A 17,012-nucleotide genomic window follows, 5' to 3' on the forward strand; every position below is an offset into this window, starting at 1 on the left:
TTTTTTCTGGAAATTTTTAGATTTTTTTTCTAGAAAGAGCGACCTGCGGAAGCTCCTTTCTAGAAATTAAAATCTTAATTTCTAGGAAAAAGATAAAGCGGATAGCGGGAATAGCTCCCGATACTTCGGGGATAAAATCATTATTCAAAGGCTATAAATTGTGTTGGATCGATGGGATATCCTTCTTTCCAGAGTTCAAAATGCAAATGTATTCCGGTGGATTGTTCGCCTGTTGATCCGGCAATTCCAATGACTTCGCCGGTTCTAACGGCATCTCCTTGTTCGACAGTTAGTGATTCACAGTGTTTGTAGACGGATAATAACCCGTCGTTGTGGCGTAAAATGGCTACGTTTCCGTTTGTTGGCGTCCAATCGGCAAAAATCACGGTTCCGTTTGCTACTGCTTTTATGGGTGTGTTTTTTGGCAATGCTATGTCTACTGCATAATGCTTGTTTTTTGCACTATAACCTTCGGTAATGTGGCCTTTTACGGGTGCAAAAAGTACTGTGGCAACCTTTGGAGTAGCTTGTTCGAAGAGATTATACTTGTCTTCAAGGGCTACCTCATCACGCAGTTTTTGTTCGGCTTCTGATGGCGAAAGGTTCAGTTTTGAAAGGTCGTCAGTATTTCCGGCCATGATCGAATCCTTGCTGATATGGGCAAAATCGACATCGCCTGTCAGCACTTTTCGGATGGAAGCGATATAGGCTTCGTTTTTTTGCAAGGCGGCCGAAAGCGAATCGGATTTCAACGCCAGTTCGGTTGCTTCTTTCTTGAGCTTTGAAGAGGAATAACCCGGAATGTATTCGCGAAGCGGTGTAAAAGCGATGATAAAAGTGGTGACAAAAATGATGATGATTGCTCCAAGTGTGGCTACGACAAAGACATTCATCAAGGTGAGTTTCAGCGAAAAGATTTCCTCAAATGTGTCTTCGTTCAAAATCACCAGTCGGTTTTTTGTGAACAATTTTTTCTTGATGATTTGTCTTTTTAGTCTTTTACCGGACATAGCTGGGGTTTATGGAACAAATATAGCAATTTAATGTTTTTTGTTGATTTTGAAATCGTAAAGAGATTTGATTTAAATTATTTTACACGAATTGCACGAATTTACACGAAAATTAAATGTTGCTGATTTCACAAATCTTAAAATTTAGTTGGTGCAAATTCGTGCAATTTGTGTCGAAAAAATTGATACAATCGAAGCTTTAACGTTCTTTATGATAAATAATTGTAGTGCAAAACGAAGTAAAACGAATTTCTGTTTATCTTTGTGGCATATTTATACAAATTCGCGAAAGCATAAATTTATACATTATGGGAAGATTTGGAGTAACGGAGTGGGTTCTGGTTATTGCTGTAATTTTATTATTATTTGGAGGTAAAAAAATTCCAGAACTGATGAAAGGTCTAGGAAGCGGTATTAAGGAATTCAAGAATGCAGCAAAAGGAGATGAAAACCAACCCGCATCTAAAAAAGAAGAAGAGAAAAAATAAAAGTAAAGCTTTCCAGAAATGGGAAGCTTTTTTTATTATAGCTGATTCATAATGGATGAAAATCTCTGTCTGTCGGTAGACAGATGTGGCAAAAAACTTTACCCCTGTATTAAAAACCAAACCGATAATTTTCTAACTTAGCTCTAACCAACAACTTAAAAATTATCAAAATGAAAATCGTAAAAACAATCCTTTGTGTTCTTTTCGGACTCATGTTTATTAATGCCGGTCTGGACAAATTTTTCCATTATATGCCAATGCCTGAGCTAGAGCCAGAAATGATGAAGCTTTATGAAGCCTTTGGAACCATAATTTGGCTGATGCCTCTAATAGGTTTTATTGAGCTTTTGGGTGGTTTGCTGTTTATTTTTCCGAAAACTAGAGCATTGGGAGCCATCGCCATCCTTCCGATAACTATTGGAATCATTATTCATAATGCTGTTTTCATGCCCGAAGGCTTGGCTATTGCCGGACCATTCTTCCTGATTAACATTTGGATGGTTGGAGATAATTGGAGGAAATATAAACCGCTGTTTAGTTAGAAATATCTATAAAAAATATAAAAATTGCACTAATTTTCACGAGAGTATTTGTGAAAATTAGTGCAATTTGTGTCTATAAGCTTTTCTTTTTTTAATTTTTACAAAATCATCGTCAGCTGAATCCTCTTCCTATCCTCATCAACTTCAGTAACCTTCACCTGAACATGCTGATGTAACTTCACCACCTCGTTCACATCGCTCACAAAACCTTCCTTCAATTGCGAGATATGCACCAGTCCACTTTCCTTGATTCCGATATCAACAAAGCAACCAAAATTGGTAATATTGTTTACAATTCCAGGCAAAACCATCCCCGTTTTCAAGTCCTTGATTGTTTTTACAGTACTATCAAACTCAAAAACCTTGGCCGATTTTCTCGGATCCAATCCTGGCTTTTCAAGTTCCTTGATAATATCTTTTAATCCAAGCAAACCAATTTCGGATGTGATATAATTTTCAGGCTTTATCAACGCTGTTTTTTCTTTATTTGCTATCAAATCATTCACGGAGAGCTTCAAATCCTTTGCCATTTTCTCCACAATCGGATAGGCCTCAGGATGAACCGCCGAATTATCCAACGGGTTTTTTCCTTCCTTGATTCGGATAAAAGCCACACCTTGCTGATAGGCTTTCTCTCCCAAACGAGGCACTTTCTTCAACTGTTTTCTATCCACAAATGGTCCGTTTTCCGAACGGTAACTCACGATGTTTTCGGCCAGCTTCTCTCCTATTCCACTCACATAACTCAACAAATGCTTGCTTGCCGTATTGATATTGATTCCAACCGAATTCACACAACGAACCACCACCGTGTCCAGTTCTTCCTTCAATTTTGTCTGGTCCACGTCGTGTTGGTATTGCCCTACTCCTATTGCCTTTGGATCAATTTTCACCAATTCTGCCAACGGATCGCTCAAACGTCGTCCAATTGAAACCGAACCACGAACTGTCACATCATAATTAGGAAATTCTTCCCTTGCAATTTTCGAGGCTGAATACACCGAAGCTCCTGCTTCTGAAACAATAAACACCTGAACAGGCTTATCGAAAGCTATTTTCTTGATAAAAAATTCGGTTTCACGTGAAGCCGTTCCGTTCCCAATCGAAATCGCGTCAATCTTATAGGCATTCACCATCGAACGGATTTTTTTCATCGCAATCGCATCTTCCTTTTGTGGAGCATGCGGGAAAATGGTTTCGTTATACAACAAATCACCTTTTTCGTCCAAACAAACCACCTTGCAACCACTTCTAAAACCTGGGTCAATTGCCAAAATTCGCTTTTCGCCCAAAGGTGGTGCCAACAACAACTGACTCAAATTATTGGCAAAAACCTGAATCGAATTTGCATCGGCCTTAGCTTTTGCTTCCTGCAAAGCTTCATTAGAAATCGCCGGATGTAACAATCTTTTATAAGAATCCTCAATCGCTAATTGAATATGGGAAGTGCTAGAATTCTGACCTTTCAACACCAATTCGTCAATAATATCAAAGGCCTCATCTACATCCACTTCAATTTTAAATTTGATAAAACCTTCGTTTTCCGCCCGAAGCATTGCCAACAATCGGTGTGATGGAGCTTTTGTGAACGGTTCCGACCAGTCGAAATATTGGTTGAATTTCTGGGCATCAGGTTCGTCTTTTTTGGTTTTTACGACTTTCGTCGAAATGTTCGCTTTTCGCTGATATAATCTTCGGAGTTGTTTTCGAACATAAATATTTTCGTTGATCCATTCGGCAATAATATCACGGGCTCCTTGAAGTGCATAATCTTCGTTGATGATGGTTGAATTCAGGTATTTGCTTGAAATAAACTCAATATCATCATTATTTTGAGCCATTAAAATCTTGGCCAAAGGCTCCAAACCATTCTCTCGCGCCACATCGGCCTTGGTTTTTTTCTTCTTCTTATACGGAAGATAAAAATCCTCCAACTCGTTCAAATCAAAGCTATTGCTAATTTTTTTCTCCAACTCAGGCGTCAAGGCTTTCTGTTCTTCAATCGATTTTAAAATGGCTTCTTTTCGTTTCACAATCGTCTCATATTCCTTCTGAAGCTTTGCAATTTGCTCAATCACCACCTCATCAAGATTACCCGTTTGATCCTTTCGATAACGTGAAATAAACGGAATCGTGCAGTCTTCGTTTAAGAGTTGGATAGTGTTTTCGATGTTTTTTGGCGTTGTCGAAACCTGTTGTTTTATAAAATCTATATTGGTCATCTAATTTGGATTTTTTTTTAGCGAAAATAATATCTTTACCGCTAGATTTAATGAAATGGAAAATTTATTTGCCTTCTTTTTAATAGTAAATGTGGTTGCTTTTGTTGTTGCAGGTTACGACAAATATCTAGCCGTGAACAACAAATTTAGAATTCCTGAAAAAAGCCTTTTCACACTTGCTATTTGTGGCGGTTCGTTAGGAATGTTATTGGCGATGCTAATCTTCAGACATAAAATCAGTAAGACTTCTTTTATTGTGAAATTTTCGGCTATTTTCTTGTTGCAAATTGTTTTGGTGGTAGCTAAATTAAGTGATAAAATCTAGATAATTATTTTTACTAATCACTTCAAAACTCGCTTCTGGATAGGCTTTCCCGAAGGCTGTCGGGATTTTTGCTTTTCTGTTTTCATTCCATTTGAATTCAAAACCTGTCAAATTTCCACTTTCTTCTTCGAGCCAGTCTAATTCTTGCTGATCGTATGTTCTCCAAAAATAATTGGAAACGCTTTTTTGGGTATAATTTTGGTATTTGATCCGTTCCGAAGCCAAATAATTTTCCCACAAAGCACCAACGTCTGTTCTGGAATCTAGTCGTGTGAAATTCCCAATTATCGCATTCCTAATTCCGTTGTCATAAAAATACCATCGGTTGGATTTTGTAATTTCCTTGCGTAAATTTCGGCTAAAACCTGGCACTTTATAAATTACAAAAACTTTCGAAAGTAAATCTAAATAGCTTTCAACAGTGTTTTTAGAAATACCCAAATGTTTGGCCAATTCCTGCAACGAAACTTCCTGACCTACTTGAAAAGCAATCAATTTCAGTAAATCTAAAATTTTATTCGATTGCTTGATGCCTTCATATACCAAGATATCTTTCAATAAATAGGAATTTATAATTTCCTTCAGATAATCAATTTTATCCTTCCAATCTGGGTATTGCTCCAATTCTGGATAGCTTCCAAAAAGCAATCGTTCTTCGAGTTTGGTGATGGTTTCTTTGTAATCTTCGTATTTTGAAAATTCCATTTGAGCAAACGGAAACAAATAAATGGTGTTTTTTCTTCCCACCAATGGTTCGCCTAATTTATTAGACAAATCAAAAACCGAGGAACCAGTTGCAATCACTTTTATACCTTCAATAGAGTCTACTATTAGTTTTAAAATCAATCCGATTTCGGGAATATTTTGAGCTTCGTCAATTATAAGAAGTTTTTTATCGGCCAAAAGGCGTAAATAATTACTTACAGAACGCTCTTTTAATAAATTAGCATCGTCTAAATCTTCACCATTCAGTTGTAAATAATCTGTTTTTGAAATGGTTGAAAGATAGTTTTTGATGAAAGCCGTTTTTCCAACACGTCTAGCACCCAATAAAATCAAGACTTTATTAGGTAAAACTTTTTTTGAAAATTGTGTATGAATTTGTCTTTCGATAAAGTTCATAGGTAATTTGTATAAAATTATCATACAAATATACTTAAAAAATGTAAATTTAGTCAGTACGTTGACGGAATTAATGTAAATTCAGTCAGTACGTTGACGGAATTAATGTAAATTCAGTCAATATAAAATAAAAAAAACCAGTTTTTAATAAAATTAAATTAAAAACTGGTTTTTTTATATGTAAAAAGAAACTTACTGACAAGCAATCTTATTCACTCGTGTAGCGTGTCTCCCGCCTTCAAATTCAGTAGTTAGGAAAGTATCTACCATTTCAACAGCTTGATGAACCGAAGTAAATCGGGCCGGTATACTGATGATATTAGCATTATTATGTTGGCGAGCTAAAACCGCAATTTCTTTCATCCAGCAAAGAGCTGCACGAATGCCTTGGTGTTTGTTAGCCGACATTGCAATTCCATTTCCGCTTCCGCAGATGATAATTCCAAAATTTACTTTGCCACTCTCAACATCTTCTGCAACTGGATGTCCAAAATCTGGATAATCAACACTATCAGAAGTATCTGTTCCATGATTGATTACTTCATATCCTTTTGCTTCTAAAAAAGTTACAATAGCCTTTTTATATTCTGGTCCAGCGTGGTCGTTTCCTATTGAAATTCTCATATTATAAATAAGTGTTAGTTGTGTCGTGCAAATTTACCGCAACCTTTATCATATACCAAAATAAAACCTATAATATTTAGGGTTTGACTCTCAGAAAGTTAGAGTTTATGAACATTACAATTATTTAATATTGAAGTGTTTAATGTAATTAAATTGTTAAAATATTATAATGTTAATAGCATTTTCTAATTGCTTGATAATCAGTTTACCTTAAATTAACATTATTTGTTGATAACTAAAGATAGAATTTTAGAAGTATTTTTTGGATGTGAGATAAAAAAGTCTAATGCAAAACTCGATTTTAAAATCCTAATTTAGTTTCGGTAATTTTTAGAAAAGTTATGAATACTTAAACCAAAATTATTAACAGTAATTAACAAGGAAACTTATTTACAAAATCAACATATTTTCTATTATCAACGATTGTTAACAAACTACAAAAAATGATTAAAAATGAAACGATTAACCTAATTTAGGTATGTTAACAAGTCTGTATAAGTAGGGAAAACTCTTTTCGCCTACACTAAAATAGAAACTTATTGCAACTATTAACACGCTATAATAACCATCAAAATTTTAAATTAATTTAATCTTTTCTTTTTGTTGTATTTAATATATGTTGAAAACTTCAAATTGTTTAAACGATTTTCAAATCATTGTTGTCTTTAAGTTCATCTAAAATTGATTGAACCGTTTCAAAATCGTTGGGATGTACTTTAAGTTTGATGCCTCCCAAAGCATTGGAGTAAAATGGAGCAATGGATGACATCGTTTCGTTCTCGAAAAAATATTGAATTTCTTCTTGATCCAAAATATGTTTCAAGACTACAATCTCGTGAGTATAATTGAATACGGCAATCGTTCTGAAATCTTTCATCTTTGAATTTTCATAAAGGTATTAAATGTTAGCTTTATATTAAAAACTCTTCGCTTATAACTCATAACTTAGAACTATTTTGTATTTTTCAGCATTATTAAGAAAAGAATTATGAGTAAGATACCTAGAAAATTAGGGAAAAAAGAGAAGGATTTCTCTGGAAAAATTTTAAAAATATTGTCGCAAAATGCTAATAGAGCATTCAATTATAAGCAGATAGGTGCTATTTTAGAATTAAACGATACCAAAAGCCGGAATGAAATCATTAAAGATTTAAAGATTTTGGCTTCACAAAAAAAGATTATTGAAACCGAACCTGGAAAGTACTTGGTTAAAGCCATCAGTCAAGATTATTACGAAGGAACGATTGATATGACGAGTCGGAAAACAGCTTATTTCATTTGTCCAGATTTTGGTGAAGATGTTTTTATTCCAACCAATAACTTGAATCACGCTTTGGATAAAGACAAGGTGAAAGTCTATGTATACAATCGCAGGAAAGGAAAACGTCCTGAAGGTGAAGTGATTGAAGTGGTAGAAAGAAATAAAACTGAATTCGTTGGGGTGATTGATATCCAAAAGAATTTTGCTTTCGTTTCTACTGCAAATCCAAAAATGTACACCGATATTTTTATTCCAAAAGATAAGATTGGCGAAGCTGAACAAGGCGATGTGGTTTTGGTTAACATCGAAGATTGGCCCAAGAAAGCAGATAGTCCATTTGGATCTGTTTTGAAAGTACTTGGAAAACCAGGAGAACATAACACTGAAATACACGCTATTTTAGCCGAATATGGACTTCCTTATGATTTTCCTATAGAAGTTGAAGTATTCGCCCAAAAAATTGATACATCGATTCAGGAGAGCGAAATTGCCAATCGTCGCGATATGAGAGATACCTTGACGTTCACGATTGACCCGAAAGATGCAAAGGATTTTGATGATGCATTGTCGTTCAAAAAATTAGAAAATGGTAATTACGAAATTGGAATCCACATTGCCGATGTGTCTTTTTATCTGCAGGAAGGAACCATTTTGGATGATGAAGCCTATCAACGTGGAACTTCGGTTTATTTGGTGGATAGGGTAGTACCAATGCTTCCTGAAGTGTTGTCAAATTTTGCCTGTTCGCTTCGACCGAATGAAGAAAAATATACGTTTTCGGCTATATTTGAAATTAATGAAAAGGCTCAGGTTATTAACCAATGGTTTGGTAGAACAGTAATTTATTCGGATCAACGTTTTGCTTATGAGGAAGCTCAACAAATCATTGAAACTAAAGGAAATGTAATTCCTCAGGAAATATCCATTACCGGAAGTGAATATGTGGTAAAAGATGAAATTGTTCAAGCGACTTTAAAACTAGATGAATTAGCCAAGATTTTAAGAAGAAAAAGAATGGCAGAAGGAGCAATTTCTTTTGATAAAGTAGAAGTAAAATTCAACCTGAATGAAGAAGCAGAACCAATCGGAGTGTTCTTTAAAGTTTCAAAAGATGCCAATCATTTGATTGAAGAATTCATGCTTTTAGCCAATAGAAAAGTGGCGGAATACATCGGAAAACAAAAGAAAACCTTTGTATATAGGATTCACGATGAACCGGATGAAAGTAAATTAATGAGCCTTCAAACCGTGATTTCTAAATTTGGATATAAGATAAATTTCAGAGATAAAAACGAAATTTCTAAGTCATTGAACACTTTATTGCAAGATGTTCAAGGCAAGAAAGAGCAGAATATGGTCGATACGTTAACCATCAGAACAATGAGTAAGGCGAAGTATTCTACTGAAAATATTGGTCATTATGGCTTAGCTTTTGATTATTATTCACATTTTACATCTCCAATTCGTCGTTATCCTGACGTGATGGTGCATAGATTACTTCAGTTTTATTTAGATGGAGGAAAATCTGTGAGTCAGGAAGATTACGAAGAAAAATGCGTTCATTCCTCTACAATGGAAGGTTTGGCGACTAATGCCGAACGTGATAGCATCAAGTATATGCAGGTAAAATACATGCAGGATCACAAAGATGAAGAATTTTTAGGTGTAATTTCTGGAGTAACCGAATGGGGAATTTATGTAGAAATTGTTTCCAATAAATGTGAAGGAATGTGCAGAATCCGTGAAATAAAAGACGATTATTACACGTTTGATGAAAAACAATATGCCTTGGTTGGAGCTGTAACTAAAAATTTATTACAGCTTGGTGATGAAGTTATTGTAAAAGTAAAAAATGCAGATTTAGTAAAGAAACAACTTGATTTCCATTTTATTAGAAAAAACGAATAAAATAAATTACTATGAAAAAGATAACAATTATAATGCTATTGATGAGCAGTTTAGGTTTTGCTCAAGTCACAAAAAATCTTGGAGAATTTACTGAAATCAATGTTTTTGACAGAATTTCGGTTGAATTGATTCCGTCTTCAGAAAACAAAATTGAAATAAAAGGGGATAGGGCAGGAGAAGTAGAAATTGTGAACAACAACGGAAAGCTGAAAATTAGAATGAAGCTAAAAAAGTTACTTGATGGTGAAGATATTTCGGCTAAATTATACTATAGAACCCTTGAAAGTATAGATGCCAGCGAAGGTTCTTATGTTATTGGTGATGACCCTATAAAACAATCTTTTATCGAGGTCAATGCAAAGGAAGGTTCAGAAATCAGATTAAATATTGATGTTGAAAAAGCAGAATTAAGAGCTGTAACGGGTGGAATTTTACAGATAAAAGGTTCAGCAACTAATCAAACGGCTTCTATTGGAACAGGAGGAATTCTTCGCGCCAATGGTTTAGAAACTTCACAAACTACTGTTACGATAACAACTGGTGGCGAAGCTGATGTTCGTGCAACAGAGCTTGTTGATGCAAAAGTTAGGGCTGGAGGCACCATTACCGTTTTTGGAAGCCCTAAACAAATCAACAAAAAAACAACGCTAGGAGGAAGTATCAACGAAAGCAAACGTTAAGGTTAAAACATTAAATTGTAAATTTTTAAATTATATTTGTGTTTCCTACACTATAATTTGAGTTGATGATCCAAGATATTTTGCTAGCCATTCCGCTAGGTATTCTTTTGTGTTTTATGATTGGTCCGGTATTTTTTGTACTATTGGAAACGGCTGCTGTTAAAGGATTTAGAGCGGCAATGGTATTCGATTTAGGTGTTGTAACTGCCGATTTTGTTTTCATTGCAATTGCCTATTTCAGTAGTTATCGACTTATTAACAACATTAAAGATGAACCTGCATTATTTATCTTCGGAGGATTGATAATGGTAACTTATGGCATCATTTCCTATATAAAATTAAAAAGAGCCTCAAAAAATATTGACGAAACGGTAGAAGTAGAGCTCATTAAGAAAAACTACGGAAGTCTTTTTGTAAAAGGTTTTCTGTTGAATTTCATCAATGTTGGTGTTCTAGGTTTCTGGTTATTAATTTTCATCACATTCGGTCCACAACTCGAGTTGAAAACATCAAGACTAATGCTCTTCTTTACTTCAGTAATTGCTACTTATTTAGCGGTTGATATCATTAAAATGCTATTAGCAAAGAAGTTAAAAAATAAAATGACACCTCCCAATATTTTAAAAATAAAAAAGATAACGAGTATCATTCTAGTTATTTTTGGAGTAACCATAATGCTTCAGGGTTGGTTTCCAAGCGACCAGAAATTGGTTAAGAAAGCGTTGGAAAAGATTGAACCACATCATTCTAATTAAATTTAATACCAACTATTAGCTGGGATTTTTTATTCATAAATATTTCATTTTCAATATATAACTTAAAAATCCTTATTTATAGGGAATTTTTCAAACCTGCTATCCAACTACTTTTATTGTAATTAATTTTTAAACAATTACAAGATGAAAAATGTAAAAAATTATTTCAAATTATTAGTGGTAGTTGCACTTGTATTTTCTGCATTTGGATGTGAAGCAGATGAAGAAGGCGATGATATTGACAACGATCCAAGTTCAAGTTTTGAAGGAAGTTGGAAGCGAGAAAATATGGAAACGTATGTGAAATTTGTGGGCTCGAATGCGATTACTTGTTCGGGAGGAGTTGAAACTGTTGGATCTTTTAATGCTTCCGAGCCTTCAATGACGTTTGTAATTGGAGAAGAAGTGATTAAATTTCCACTAAAAGTGAACGGAAATACACTATTAGTAGGAGTTCCTAATCAAGCTCTTGAAACCCACAATGCACAAATTTATTACAAATCAGATGCATTTCCATGTGACGGTGGAGGCGGTGGAAGTGGTGAAGAGAATATTATGTTTTGGATAGGTTCTGACTTAGGCTTTGGAAGCATAAGTGTAACCTTGGAAGGTCAGGGTTCTGGAAGCATCACAAGTTACTACGGTAGTTCACCCGATTGTGGAGCTTCTGGTTGTGCTAATTTTACTGTAGCTCCTGGAACTTATAGTTTTAGTGCAAGTTGTGGAGATTATACTTGGGATGGTTCAATCACAGTTACAGAAAATCAATGTTCTAAGATGCAGTTGACGCTTTAATTTTTCGTTAGTTACAGCTTTTTCCTGCAAGGTTTCCAAAACCTTGTAGGTTTGCTTTTTTTCACCTACAAGGTAAAAAAAAGACCTTGCAGGATTTTTGAAAAGAATCGGATTCGAATCCTATCTTTCATTAATTTTTTCTAAAAATTTAAAATAAAAAAACCTCCAAGTTTCCTTGAAGGTTTCAGAGGCATCGTCCGGATTCGAACCGGAGTAGGAGCTTTTGCAGAGCCCAGCCTAGCCGCTCGGCCACGACGCCATTACTAGTTTGGACGGCAAATGTAACTAAAAAGTTTAAAAGTTTAAAACTTAAACTTCAAAAATTTGGAATTTGTTTTTTGTTGTTTGGAATTTTAACTTCTGTATTCTTCCATTTCAATCGTAACCATCTCAACATCACCACCAATGGGAGGATTTACTTTTGAAACCGCCAAAAGTATTCTTGAAACTTCTGGAATTTCACTAAAGATTCTTTTGATGATTCGATGTGCAACGTGTTCTAAAAGCTTCGAACGAATGGCCATTTCTTCCATAACAATCTTGTTTAAAAGCACATAATCTACGGTATCGGCCAATTCATCTGAAGCTGAAGATTTGCGTAAATCGGTTTTAATTTCCAAATCAACCACATAATCTGATCCAATTTTACTTTCTTCAACAAGACAACCGTGGTAGGAAAAAGTGCGAATATTTTTGAGTTTTATAGTTCCCATAGCGAGTTTAAGGTTTGAAGTTCAAAGTTAAGAGGTTTCCGTGCTTTTTTAAACAACTTTAAACCTTAAACTTTAAACATATTTCTATCTTTGTCAAAAGTTAGAAAATTATTTATGTCAGCAGAAGAGAAATCATTGAATTTCATTGAACAAATTATCGAAGAGGATTTAAAAAACGGTTTGTCAAACGACAAATTACGTTTTCGTTTTCCGCCCGAACCTAATGGTTATTTGCACATTGGACATGCCAGTTCGATAGCACTAAATTTTGGTTTAGGAATTGATTATCAAGCACCTGTAAACCTTCGTTTTGACGATACAAATCCAGCAAAAGAAGAGCAGGAATTTGTAGATGCCATCAAACGCGATGTAGAATGGTTGGGTTATCAATGGGCCGAAGAATGTTATGCTTCCGATTATTTCCAGCAATTATACGACTGGGCTGTTACATTTATCAAGAAAGGTAAGGCGTATGTTGACAGTCAATCTTCTGAAGCAATGGCCGAACAAAAAGGAACACCTTCAACCGAAGGTACAGACAGTCCGTTTAGAAACCGCTCTGTAGAAGAAAATCTGGATTTGTTCGAAAGAATGAAGAACGGTGAATTTCCTGATGGAACTCATATCCTTAGAGCTAAGATAGATATGAAGTCTAAAAATATGTTGATGCGGGACCCAATTATGTACCGTATTTTGCATAAACACCACCATAGAACTGGAAATGATTGGTGCATTTATCCTATGTATGACTGGGCTCATGGGGAAAGTGATTATTTAGAAGGAATTTCACATTCTTTCTGTACACTTGAATTTTTGCCTCACCGAGAATTATACGATTGGTTTTTAGATCAGATTTACGATGAAAATAAAGTTCGTCCAAAGCAAAGAGAATTTGCCAGACGAAACCTTTCGCATACCGTTGTTAGTAAGCGAAAATTATTGCAATTGGTTACAGAAAAGCATGTCAACGGATGGGATGATCCGAGAATGTCAACCATTTCGGGTTTAAGAAGAAGAGGTTATACGGCTAATTCATTGCGAAATTTTGCCAATACAACTGGTATTGCTAAGCGTGAAAACTTGATTGATGTTTCGGTTTTGGAATTCTGCATCCGGGAAGATTTAAACAAAACGGCTCCACGAGTTATGGCGGTTTTAGATCCTGTAAAGGTTGTAATTACCAATTACCCAGAAGGAAAAGAAGAGTGGCTTGACGCCGAAAACAATCAGGAAGATCCAAATGCTGGTTTCAGAAAAGTACCACTTTCAAGAGAAATTTTCATCGAAAGAGAAGATTTTATGGAAGAGGCACCATCCAAGTTTTTCCGTTTGACTTTAGGTAAAGAAGTTCGTCTTAAAAATGCCTATATCATTAAAGGAGAAAGCGTTGTAAAAGATGCTGAAGGAAATATTACTGAAATTCATGTTACCTACGACACGGACAGTTTAAGCGGAAGCGGAACAGAAGCAAGCCAAAGAAAAGTTTCAGGAACATTGCATTGGGTTTCTATCCAACATGCAATTGAAGCAGAAATCCGTTTGTATGATCGTTTGTTTACCGATGAAGCTCCGGATTCTCATAAAGAAAAAGACTTCTTGGAATTTGTAAATCCAGATTCTTTGAAAGTGATTACAGGTTATTTGGAACCAAGTTTGGCTACGGCTAAAAACGAAGATAAATTCCAATTTCAACGTTTAGGTTATTTTACTGTTGATAAGGATTCTACAACAGATAAATTAGTTTTCAACAGGACTGTTGGACTAAAAGATGCTTGGGAAGAGAAAGGTAAAAAAGAAGAAAATATCATCAATGCTTCTTTAAAAGACATCAACAAATATTTTAAAGTTGAGTATGATGAAAGGAGAGTTATTGAAAAAGCAATAGGAGAAAACATTGCATCGGTTTCTAATTTCAGCTTGCTTCAAAATACCTTGAAGAAGAACATCAACAATAATAAAAGTTCATTATTGTTTGCAAACTGGCTTTTGAAATATTCTGATACGATCAAATTTTCGGATGTAGAAGAAGAAACATTGCAAAAATTATACAACATGTCTTTGAAAAGTGAATCATCTTTTGTTCGATTTGAAACCATTCAAAATTTAAAGAAAGATGTTTCGAATCTTGAAAACTTCAAAACACAACTTTCCGATTTGAAAGCTTCTGAAAAAAACGAAGAAGTTCAAAAATTACTTTCTGAAATATAATTTTCAAAGAATAGATTTTATAAATGAAAAGCTCACTTAACCGTGGGCTTTTCTTATTATATGTTTTATCTATCAAATAGTAATTTTATATTGTTTTTGCAGATTAAAAGTGGCCTCTATAAATCTTTTTTAAAGAAAAATTAAAAATTTTTGATAACGGAATATCACTTCTTGCGAATCCTTTTAAAATCAAGCCTAAAATCAAGTTTGATAATTCGTAAACTTACTTTAACGGGCTCTTAACAGCAAAATGATACTAAACTTCGTATCTTTAAAATCATAACAATTAAAAACAAAAATTATGTCAACTAACGATAGCGGAAAAACAGTTTTGGCACTTTTAGCAGGTGCGGCAATTGGAGCAGGATTAGGAATTTTATTTGCTCCAGAAAAAGGTTCGAAAACCAGAGAGAAAATCAAGGAAGGTTTTGATGAAAAGAAAAATGAATTCAAGGATAAATTTGATGAATATTCTGAAACTATAAAATCGAAGTTCTCAAAATCAAAAGCAGATCTTGAATCAAGTTTTGATGATTTGGTTGCAAATGTAGATGATAAGGCAGAAGATGTAATTGCAACTTTAGAAAGAAAGCTGGAAGAATTAAAAGCTGCTGCAGCTAAAAAATAACAATATGGTTTTTGAAAAAATAAAAGAAAATACTCAGGATCTGCAAGATCAGGCCAAAGGCTATTTGGACAGCAATGTTGCCTATTATAAATTGTGGTTTTTTAAAATTGCAATGAAATCGACAACAATGATCCTGAAAATCTTTTTGCTAGCTGTAATGCTTGTTATGGTAACAGTATTTTTTTCTGTAGCAGCAGCAATTGCGATTGGGTATGCCTTAGATAATTTTGCCTACGGATTCTTAATAATTGGTGGAGTTTATTTGATTTTAAGCTTTCTCATTTATAAAATTCAAGATAAGATTGTTGAAGGTCCAATCCTTGAACGATTTTCTGAATTCTTTTTTAACGATTAAATCTTTGATATGGAAAAAAAGAAATATAGCTCGTATGAAGAAATTGATCGTGATTTAGAGATTCTAAAGATTGAAAGAGAAATTCATTATCAAAAGCTCACACAAAGTTTTGATAATACAAAAGATAGTCTGAATCCTGCCAATATGATGGGAAGTGTTCCAAAAATGGCTTTAAGTGTTTTGGGTGGTCTTTCAGGACCTATAAAAAGTCTTGGTGTTTCCTTTTTACTCAAGAAATTATTTAAATTATAAAAACAAAAAAGAGGCCGTTAAAGCCTCTTTTTTTATTTCAATTCAGAATATTAAATACTTGAATCATAATCATCAGCATTCAAATCTTCATTTTCTTTTAGATTTTTATAATCTTCAGAAGGTTTGAAATCATCTGCTTTCTTGTCTTTTTTTGTTGTTCTATGGCTTCCTTTTTTCATTGCCTCACCAATTTGATTCGAAGCGGTAAACGAAGCAACCATATTATTCAACATGTCACTTCCGGCTTGTGGAGAATTAGGCAGCAAGATCAAGTTTGAATTTGTATCGGCTCCAATTGCTTGCAAAGTATCGTAATGTTGTGTCACGACAATCAATGCAGAAGCTTCTTGAGAGTTGATTCCAACCTTGTTCAAAACATCCACACTTTCTACCAATCCACGAGCGATTTCTCTTCTCTGATCGGCGATACCTTGTCCTTGAAGACGCTTGCTTTCGGCCTCAGCTTTTGCTTTCGCCACGATTCTAATTCTTGAACTTTCTGCCTCAAATTCGGCAGCTGTTTTTTCTCTATCGGCAGCATTGATACGGTTCATGGCATTTTTAACTTGAATATCTGGATCAATATCGGTCACCAACGTATTGATGATGTCATAACCATAAGTCGTCATGGCTTCGTTCAATTCACGTTTCACAGCGATTGCGATATCATCTTTTCTTTCAAAAACATCATCCAATTTCAATTTTGGAACTTCAGCTCTCACAACGTCAAATACATAAGCGGTAATCTGATCGTGTGGGTATTCTAATTTATAAAATGCATCATAGACTTTGTCTTGGATTACCTTAAACTGAACCGAAACTTTCATTTTCACGAACACGTTGTCCTTGGTTTTGGTTTCGATGATAACATCTAACTGTTGGATTTTCAAATTCACACGACCTGCAATTCGATCTACAACCGGAATTTTAAGTTGCAACCCCGAATTTCTAACGCTCAAGAATTTTCCGAAACGTTCAATGATAACGGCAGTTTGCTGTTTTACAGTAAAAAAAGAAGAAAGGAATAGGAACAATCCTAAAACGAGAAAAACAATAAAGAATACATTCATTTTGTTTGTGGTGTTAATTGATTACTTATAGTTGTACGGAAGAATTGTAGGAAA

General features: G+C 34.6%; 18 protein-coding genes and 1 tRNA gene. 11 read left to right on the plus strand and 8 right to left on the minus strand.

The window, feature by feature from the left end:
* Positions 1-140: 140 nt before the first annotated feature.
* A complete protein-coding gene (locus G508_RS0102250) occupies positions 141-1,010 on the minus strand; it encodes a M23 family metallopeptidase (protein ID WP_026703796.1) in 870 nt (289 codons plus the stop codon).
* Positions 1,011-1,318: 308 nt separating this feature from the next.
* Between G508_RS0102250 and G508_RS0102255 the strand changes: the two genes are divergently transcribed.
* On the plus strand, positions 1,319-1,498 hold the full coding sequence (locus G508_RS0102255; protein ID WP_026703797.1) for a Sec-independent protein translocase subunit TatA/TatB: 180 nt from the start codon (positions 1,319-1,321) through the stop codon (positions 1,496-1,498).
* Between the two features lie 170 nt (positions 1,499-1,668).
* Positions 1,669-2,040, plus strand: coding sequence for a DoxX family membrane protein (locus tag G508_RS0102260; RefSeq protein ID WP_026703798.1), 372 nt, complete (start codon positions 1,669-1,671; stop codon positions 2,038-2,040).
* Positions 2,041-2,138: 98 nt separating this feature from the next.
* Here the strand turns inward: G508_RS0102260 and G508_RS0102265 are convergent, their stop codons facing one another.
* Positions 2,139-4,262, minus strand: coding sequence for a Tex family protein (locus G508_RS0102265; protein WP_026703799.1), 2,124 nt, complete (start codon positions 4,260-4,262; stop codon positions 2,139-2,141).
* A gap of 55 nt (positions 4,263-4,317) precedes the next feature.
* On the opposite strand from G508_RS0102265, the gene G508_RS0102270 reads away from it, so the two are divergent.
* Positions 4,318-4,587, plus strand: a complete 270-nt coding sequence (locus tag G508_RS0102270; protein ID WP_026703800.1) for a DUF1294 domain-containing protein — start codon at positions 4,318-4,320, stop codon at positions 4,585-4,587.
* Here the strand turns inward: G508_RS0102270 and G508_RS0102275 are convergent.
* The 3 genes from G508_RS0102275 to G508_RS0102285 all read right to left on the minus strand — a co-directional run bounded on the left by G508_RS0102275 (position 4,570) and on the right by G508_RS0102285 (position 7,210).
* Positions 4,570-5,709 (minus strand): ATP-binding protein, encoded by a 1,140-nt coding sequence (locus tag G508_RS0102275; RefSeq protein WP_026703801.1) that lies wholly within the window; start codon positions 5,707-5,709, stop codon positions 4,570-4,572. The two genes, G508_RS0102270 and G508_RS0102275, sit on opposite strands and share 18 nt — an antisense overlap.
* 192 nt (positions 5,710-5,901) lie before the next feature.
* On the minus strand, positions 5,902-6,333 hold the full coding sequence (gene rpiB / locus G508_RS0102280) for a ribose 5-phosphate isomerase B (RefSeq protein ID WP_026703802.1): 432 nt from the start codon (positions 6,331-6,333) through the stop codon (positions 5,902-5,904).
* 637 nt (positions 6,334-6,970) lie between these two features.
* On the minus strand, positions 6,971-7,210 hold the full coding sequence (locus tag G508_RS0102285; RefSeq protein ID WP_026703803.1) for a DUF2007 domain-containing protein: 240 nt from the start codon (positions 7,208-7,210) through the stop codon (positions 6,971-6,973).
* 111 nt (positions 7,211-7,321) lie between these two features.
* On the opposite strand from G508_RS0102285, the gene rnr reads away from it, so the two are divergent.
* From rnr to G508_RS0102305, 4 genes are all read left to right on the plus strand, one after another.
* Positions 7,322-9,502 (plus strand): ribonuclease R, encoded by a 2,181-nt coding sequence (gene rnr, locus G508_RS0102290; RefSeq protein ID WP_026703804.1) that lies wholly within the window; start codon positions 7,322-7,324, stop codon positions 9,500-9,502.
* Between the two features lie 11 nt (positions 9,503-9,513).
* On the plus strand, positions 9,514-10,182 hold the full coding sequence (locus tag G508_RS0102295) for a head GIN domain-containing protein (protein ID WP_026703805.1): 669 nt from the start codon (positions 9,514-9,516) through the stop codon (positions 10,180-10,182).
* A 65-nt stretch (positions 10,183-10,247) separates the two neighbouring features.
* Positions 10,248-10,937 (plus strand): LysE family translocator, encoded by a 690-nt coding sequence (locus G508_RS0102300; protein WP_026703806.1) that lies wholly within the window; start codon positions 10,248-10,250, stop codon positions 10,935-10,937.
* Positions 10,938-11,081: 144 nt separating this feature from the next.
* Positions 11,082-11,732, plus strand: coding sequence for a hypothetical protein (locus G508_RS0102305; protein WP_026703807.1), 651 nt, complete (start codon positions 11,082-11,084; stop codon positions 11,730-11,732).
* 188 nt (positions 11,733-11,920) lie between these two features.
* Here G508_RS0102305 and G508_RS19960 read toward each other — a convergent pair.
* A tRNA-Cys gene (locus tag G508_RS19960) sits at positions 11,921-11,991 on the minus strand.
* A 94-nt stretch (positions 11,992-12,085) separates the two neighbouring features.
* A complete protein-coding gene (gene folB / locus G508_RS0102310) occupies positions 12,086-12,445 on the minus strand; it encodes a dihydroneopterin aldolase (RefSeq protein ID WP_026703808.1) in 360 nt (119 codons plus the stop codon).
* Between the two features lie 114 nt (positions 12,446-12,559).
* On the opposite strand from folB, the gene G508_RS0102315 reads away from it, so the two are divergent.
* The 4 genes from G508_RS0102315 to G508_RS0102330 all read left to right on the plus strand — a co-directional run bounded on the left by G508_RS0102315 (position 12,560) and on the right by G508_RS0102330 (position 15,888).
* Complete coding sequence (locus G508_RS0102315) at positions 12,560-14,653, plus strand: glutamine--tRNA ligase/YqeY domain fusion protein (RefSeq protein ID WP_026703809.1); 2,094 nt, start codon at positions 12,560-12,562, stop codon at positions 14,651-14,653.
* A 301-nt stretch (positions 14,654-14,954) separates the two neighbouring features.
* Positions 14,955-15,281 (plus strand): YtxH domain-containing protein, encoded by a 327-nt coding sequence (locus tag G508_RS0102320; protein ID WP_026703810.1) that lies wholly within the window; start codon positions 14,955-14,957, stop codon positions 15,279-15,281.
* A 4-nt stretch (positions 15,282-15,285) separates the two neighbouring features.
* On the plus strand, positions 15,286-15,636 hold the full coding sequence (locus tag G508_RS0102325) for a hypothetical protein (RefSeq protein ID WP_026703811.1): 351 nt from the start codon (positions 15,286-15,288) through the stop codon (positions 15,634-15,636).
* Between the two features lie 9 nt (positions 15,637-15,645).
* Positions 15,646-15,888, plus strand: coding sequence for a DUF6327 family protein (locus G508_RS0102330; protein WP_026703812.1), 243 nt, complete (start codon positions 15,646-15,648; stop codon positions 15,886-15,888).
* 50 nt (positions 15,889-15,938) lie between these two features.
* Here the strand turns inward: G508_RS0102330 and G508_RS0102335 are convergent, their stop codons facing one another.
* Positions 15,939-16,958, minus strand: coding sequence for an SPFH domain-containing protein (locus tag G508_RS0102335; RefSeq protein ID WP_026703813.1), 1,020 nt, complete (start codon positions 16,956-16,958; stop codon positions 15,939-15,941).
* Positions 16,959-17,012 lie beyond the last annotated feature (54 nt).

Source organism: Flavobacterium soli DSM 19725 (assembly GCF_000422705.1).
Taxonomy (GTDB): domain Bacteria; phylum Bacteroidota; class Bacteroidia; order Flavobacteriales; family Flavobacteriaceae; genus Flavobacterium; species Flavobacterium soli.

What these genes read in the sequence shown, in the direction of transcription:
- G508_RS0102315 (WP_026703809.1), top strand. Translation starts at nt 12,560, where the DNA reads ATGTCAGCAGAAGAGAAATCATTGAATTTCATTGAACAAATTATCGAA.
- G508_RS0102320 (WP_026703810.1), top strand. Translation starts at nt 14,955, where the DNA reads ATGTCAACTAACGATAGCGGAAAAACAGTTTTGGCACTTTTAGCAGGT.
- G508_RS0102335 (WP_026703813.1), bottom strand. Translation starts at nt 16,958, where the DNA reads ATGAATGTATTCTTTATTGTTTTTCTCGTTTTAGGATTGTTCCTATTC.
- G508_RS0102305 (WP_026703807.1), top strand. Translation starts at nt 11,082, where the DNA reads ATGAAAAATGTAAAAAATTATTTCAAATTATTAGTGGTAGTTGCACTT.
- G508_RS0102295 (WP_026703805.1), top strand. Translation starts at nt 9,514, where the DNA reads ATGAAAAAGATAACAATTATAATGCTATTGATGAGCAGTTTAGGTTTT.
- G508_RS0102285 (WP_026703803.1), bottom strand. Translation starts at nt 7,210, where the DNA reads ATGAAAGATTTCAGAACGATTGCCGTATTCAATTATACTCACGAGATT.
- rpiB (WP_026703802.1), bottom strand. Translation starts at nt 6,333, where the DNA reads ATGAGAATTTCAATAGGAAACGACCACGCTGGACCAGAATATAAAAAG.
- G508_RS0102270 (WP_026703800.1), top strand. Translation starts at nt 4,318, where the DNA reads ATGGAAAATTTATTTGCCTTCTTTTTAATAGTAAATGTGGTTGCTTTT.
- G508_RS0102265 (WP_026703799.1), bottom strand. Translation starts at nt 4,262, where the DNA reads ATGACCAATATAGATTTTATAAAACAACAGGTTTCGACAACGCCAAAA.
- G508_RS0102300 (WP_026703806.1), top strand. Translation starts at nt 10,248, where the DNA reads ATGATCCAAGATATTTTGCTAGCCATTCCGCTAGGTATTCTTTTGTGT.
- G508_RS0102260 (WP_026703798.1), top strand. Translation starts at nt 1,669, where the DNA reads ATGAAAATCGTAAAAACAATCCTTTGTGTTCTTTTCGGACTCATGTTT.
- G508_RS0102275 (WP_026703801.1), bottom strand. Translation starts at nt 5,709, where the DNA reads ATGAACTTTATCGAAAGACAAATTCATACACAATTTTCAAAAAAAGTT.
- G508_RS0102330 (WP_026703812.1), top strand. Translation starts at nt 15,646, where the DNA reads ATGGAAAAAAAGAAATATAGCTCGTATGAAGAAATTGATCGTGATTTA.
- G508_RS0102250 (WP_026703796.1), bottom strand. Translation starts at nt 1,010, where the DNA reads ATGTCCGGTAAAAGACTAAAAAGACAAATCATCAAGAAAAAATTGTTC.
- rnr (WP_026703804.1), top strand. Translation starts at nt 7,322, where the DNA reads ATGAGTAAGATACCTAGAAAATTAGGGAAAAAAGAGAAGGATTTCTCT.
- G508_RS0102325 (WP_026703811.1), top strand. Translation starts at nt 15,286, where the DNA reads ATGGTTTTTGAAAAAATAAAAGAAAATACTCAGGATCTGCAAGATCAG.
- folB (WP_026703808.1), bottom strand. Translation starts at nt 12,445, where the DNA reads ATGGGAACTATAAAACTCAAAAATATTCGCACTTTTTCCTACCACGGT.
- G508_RS0102255 (WP_026703797.1), top strand. Translation starts at nt 1,319, where the DNA reads ATGGGAAGATTTGGAGTAACGGAGTGGGTTCTGGTTATTGCTGTAATT.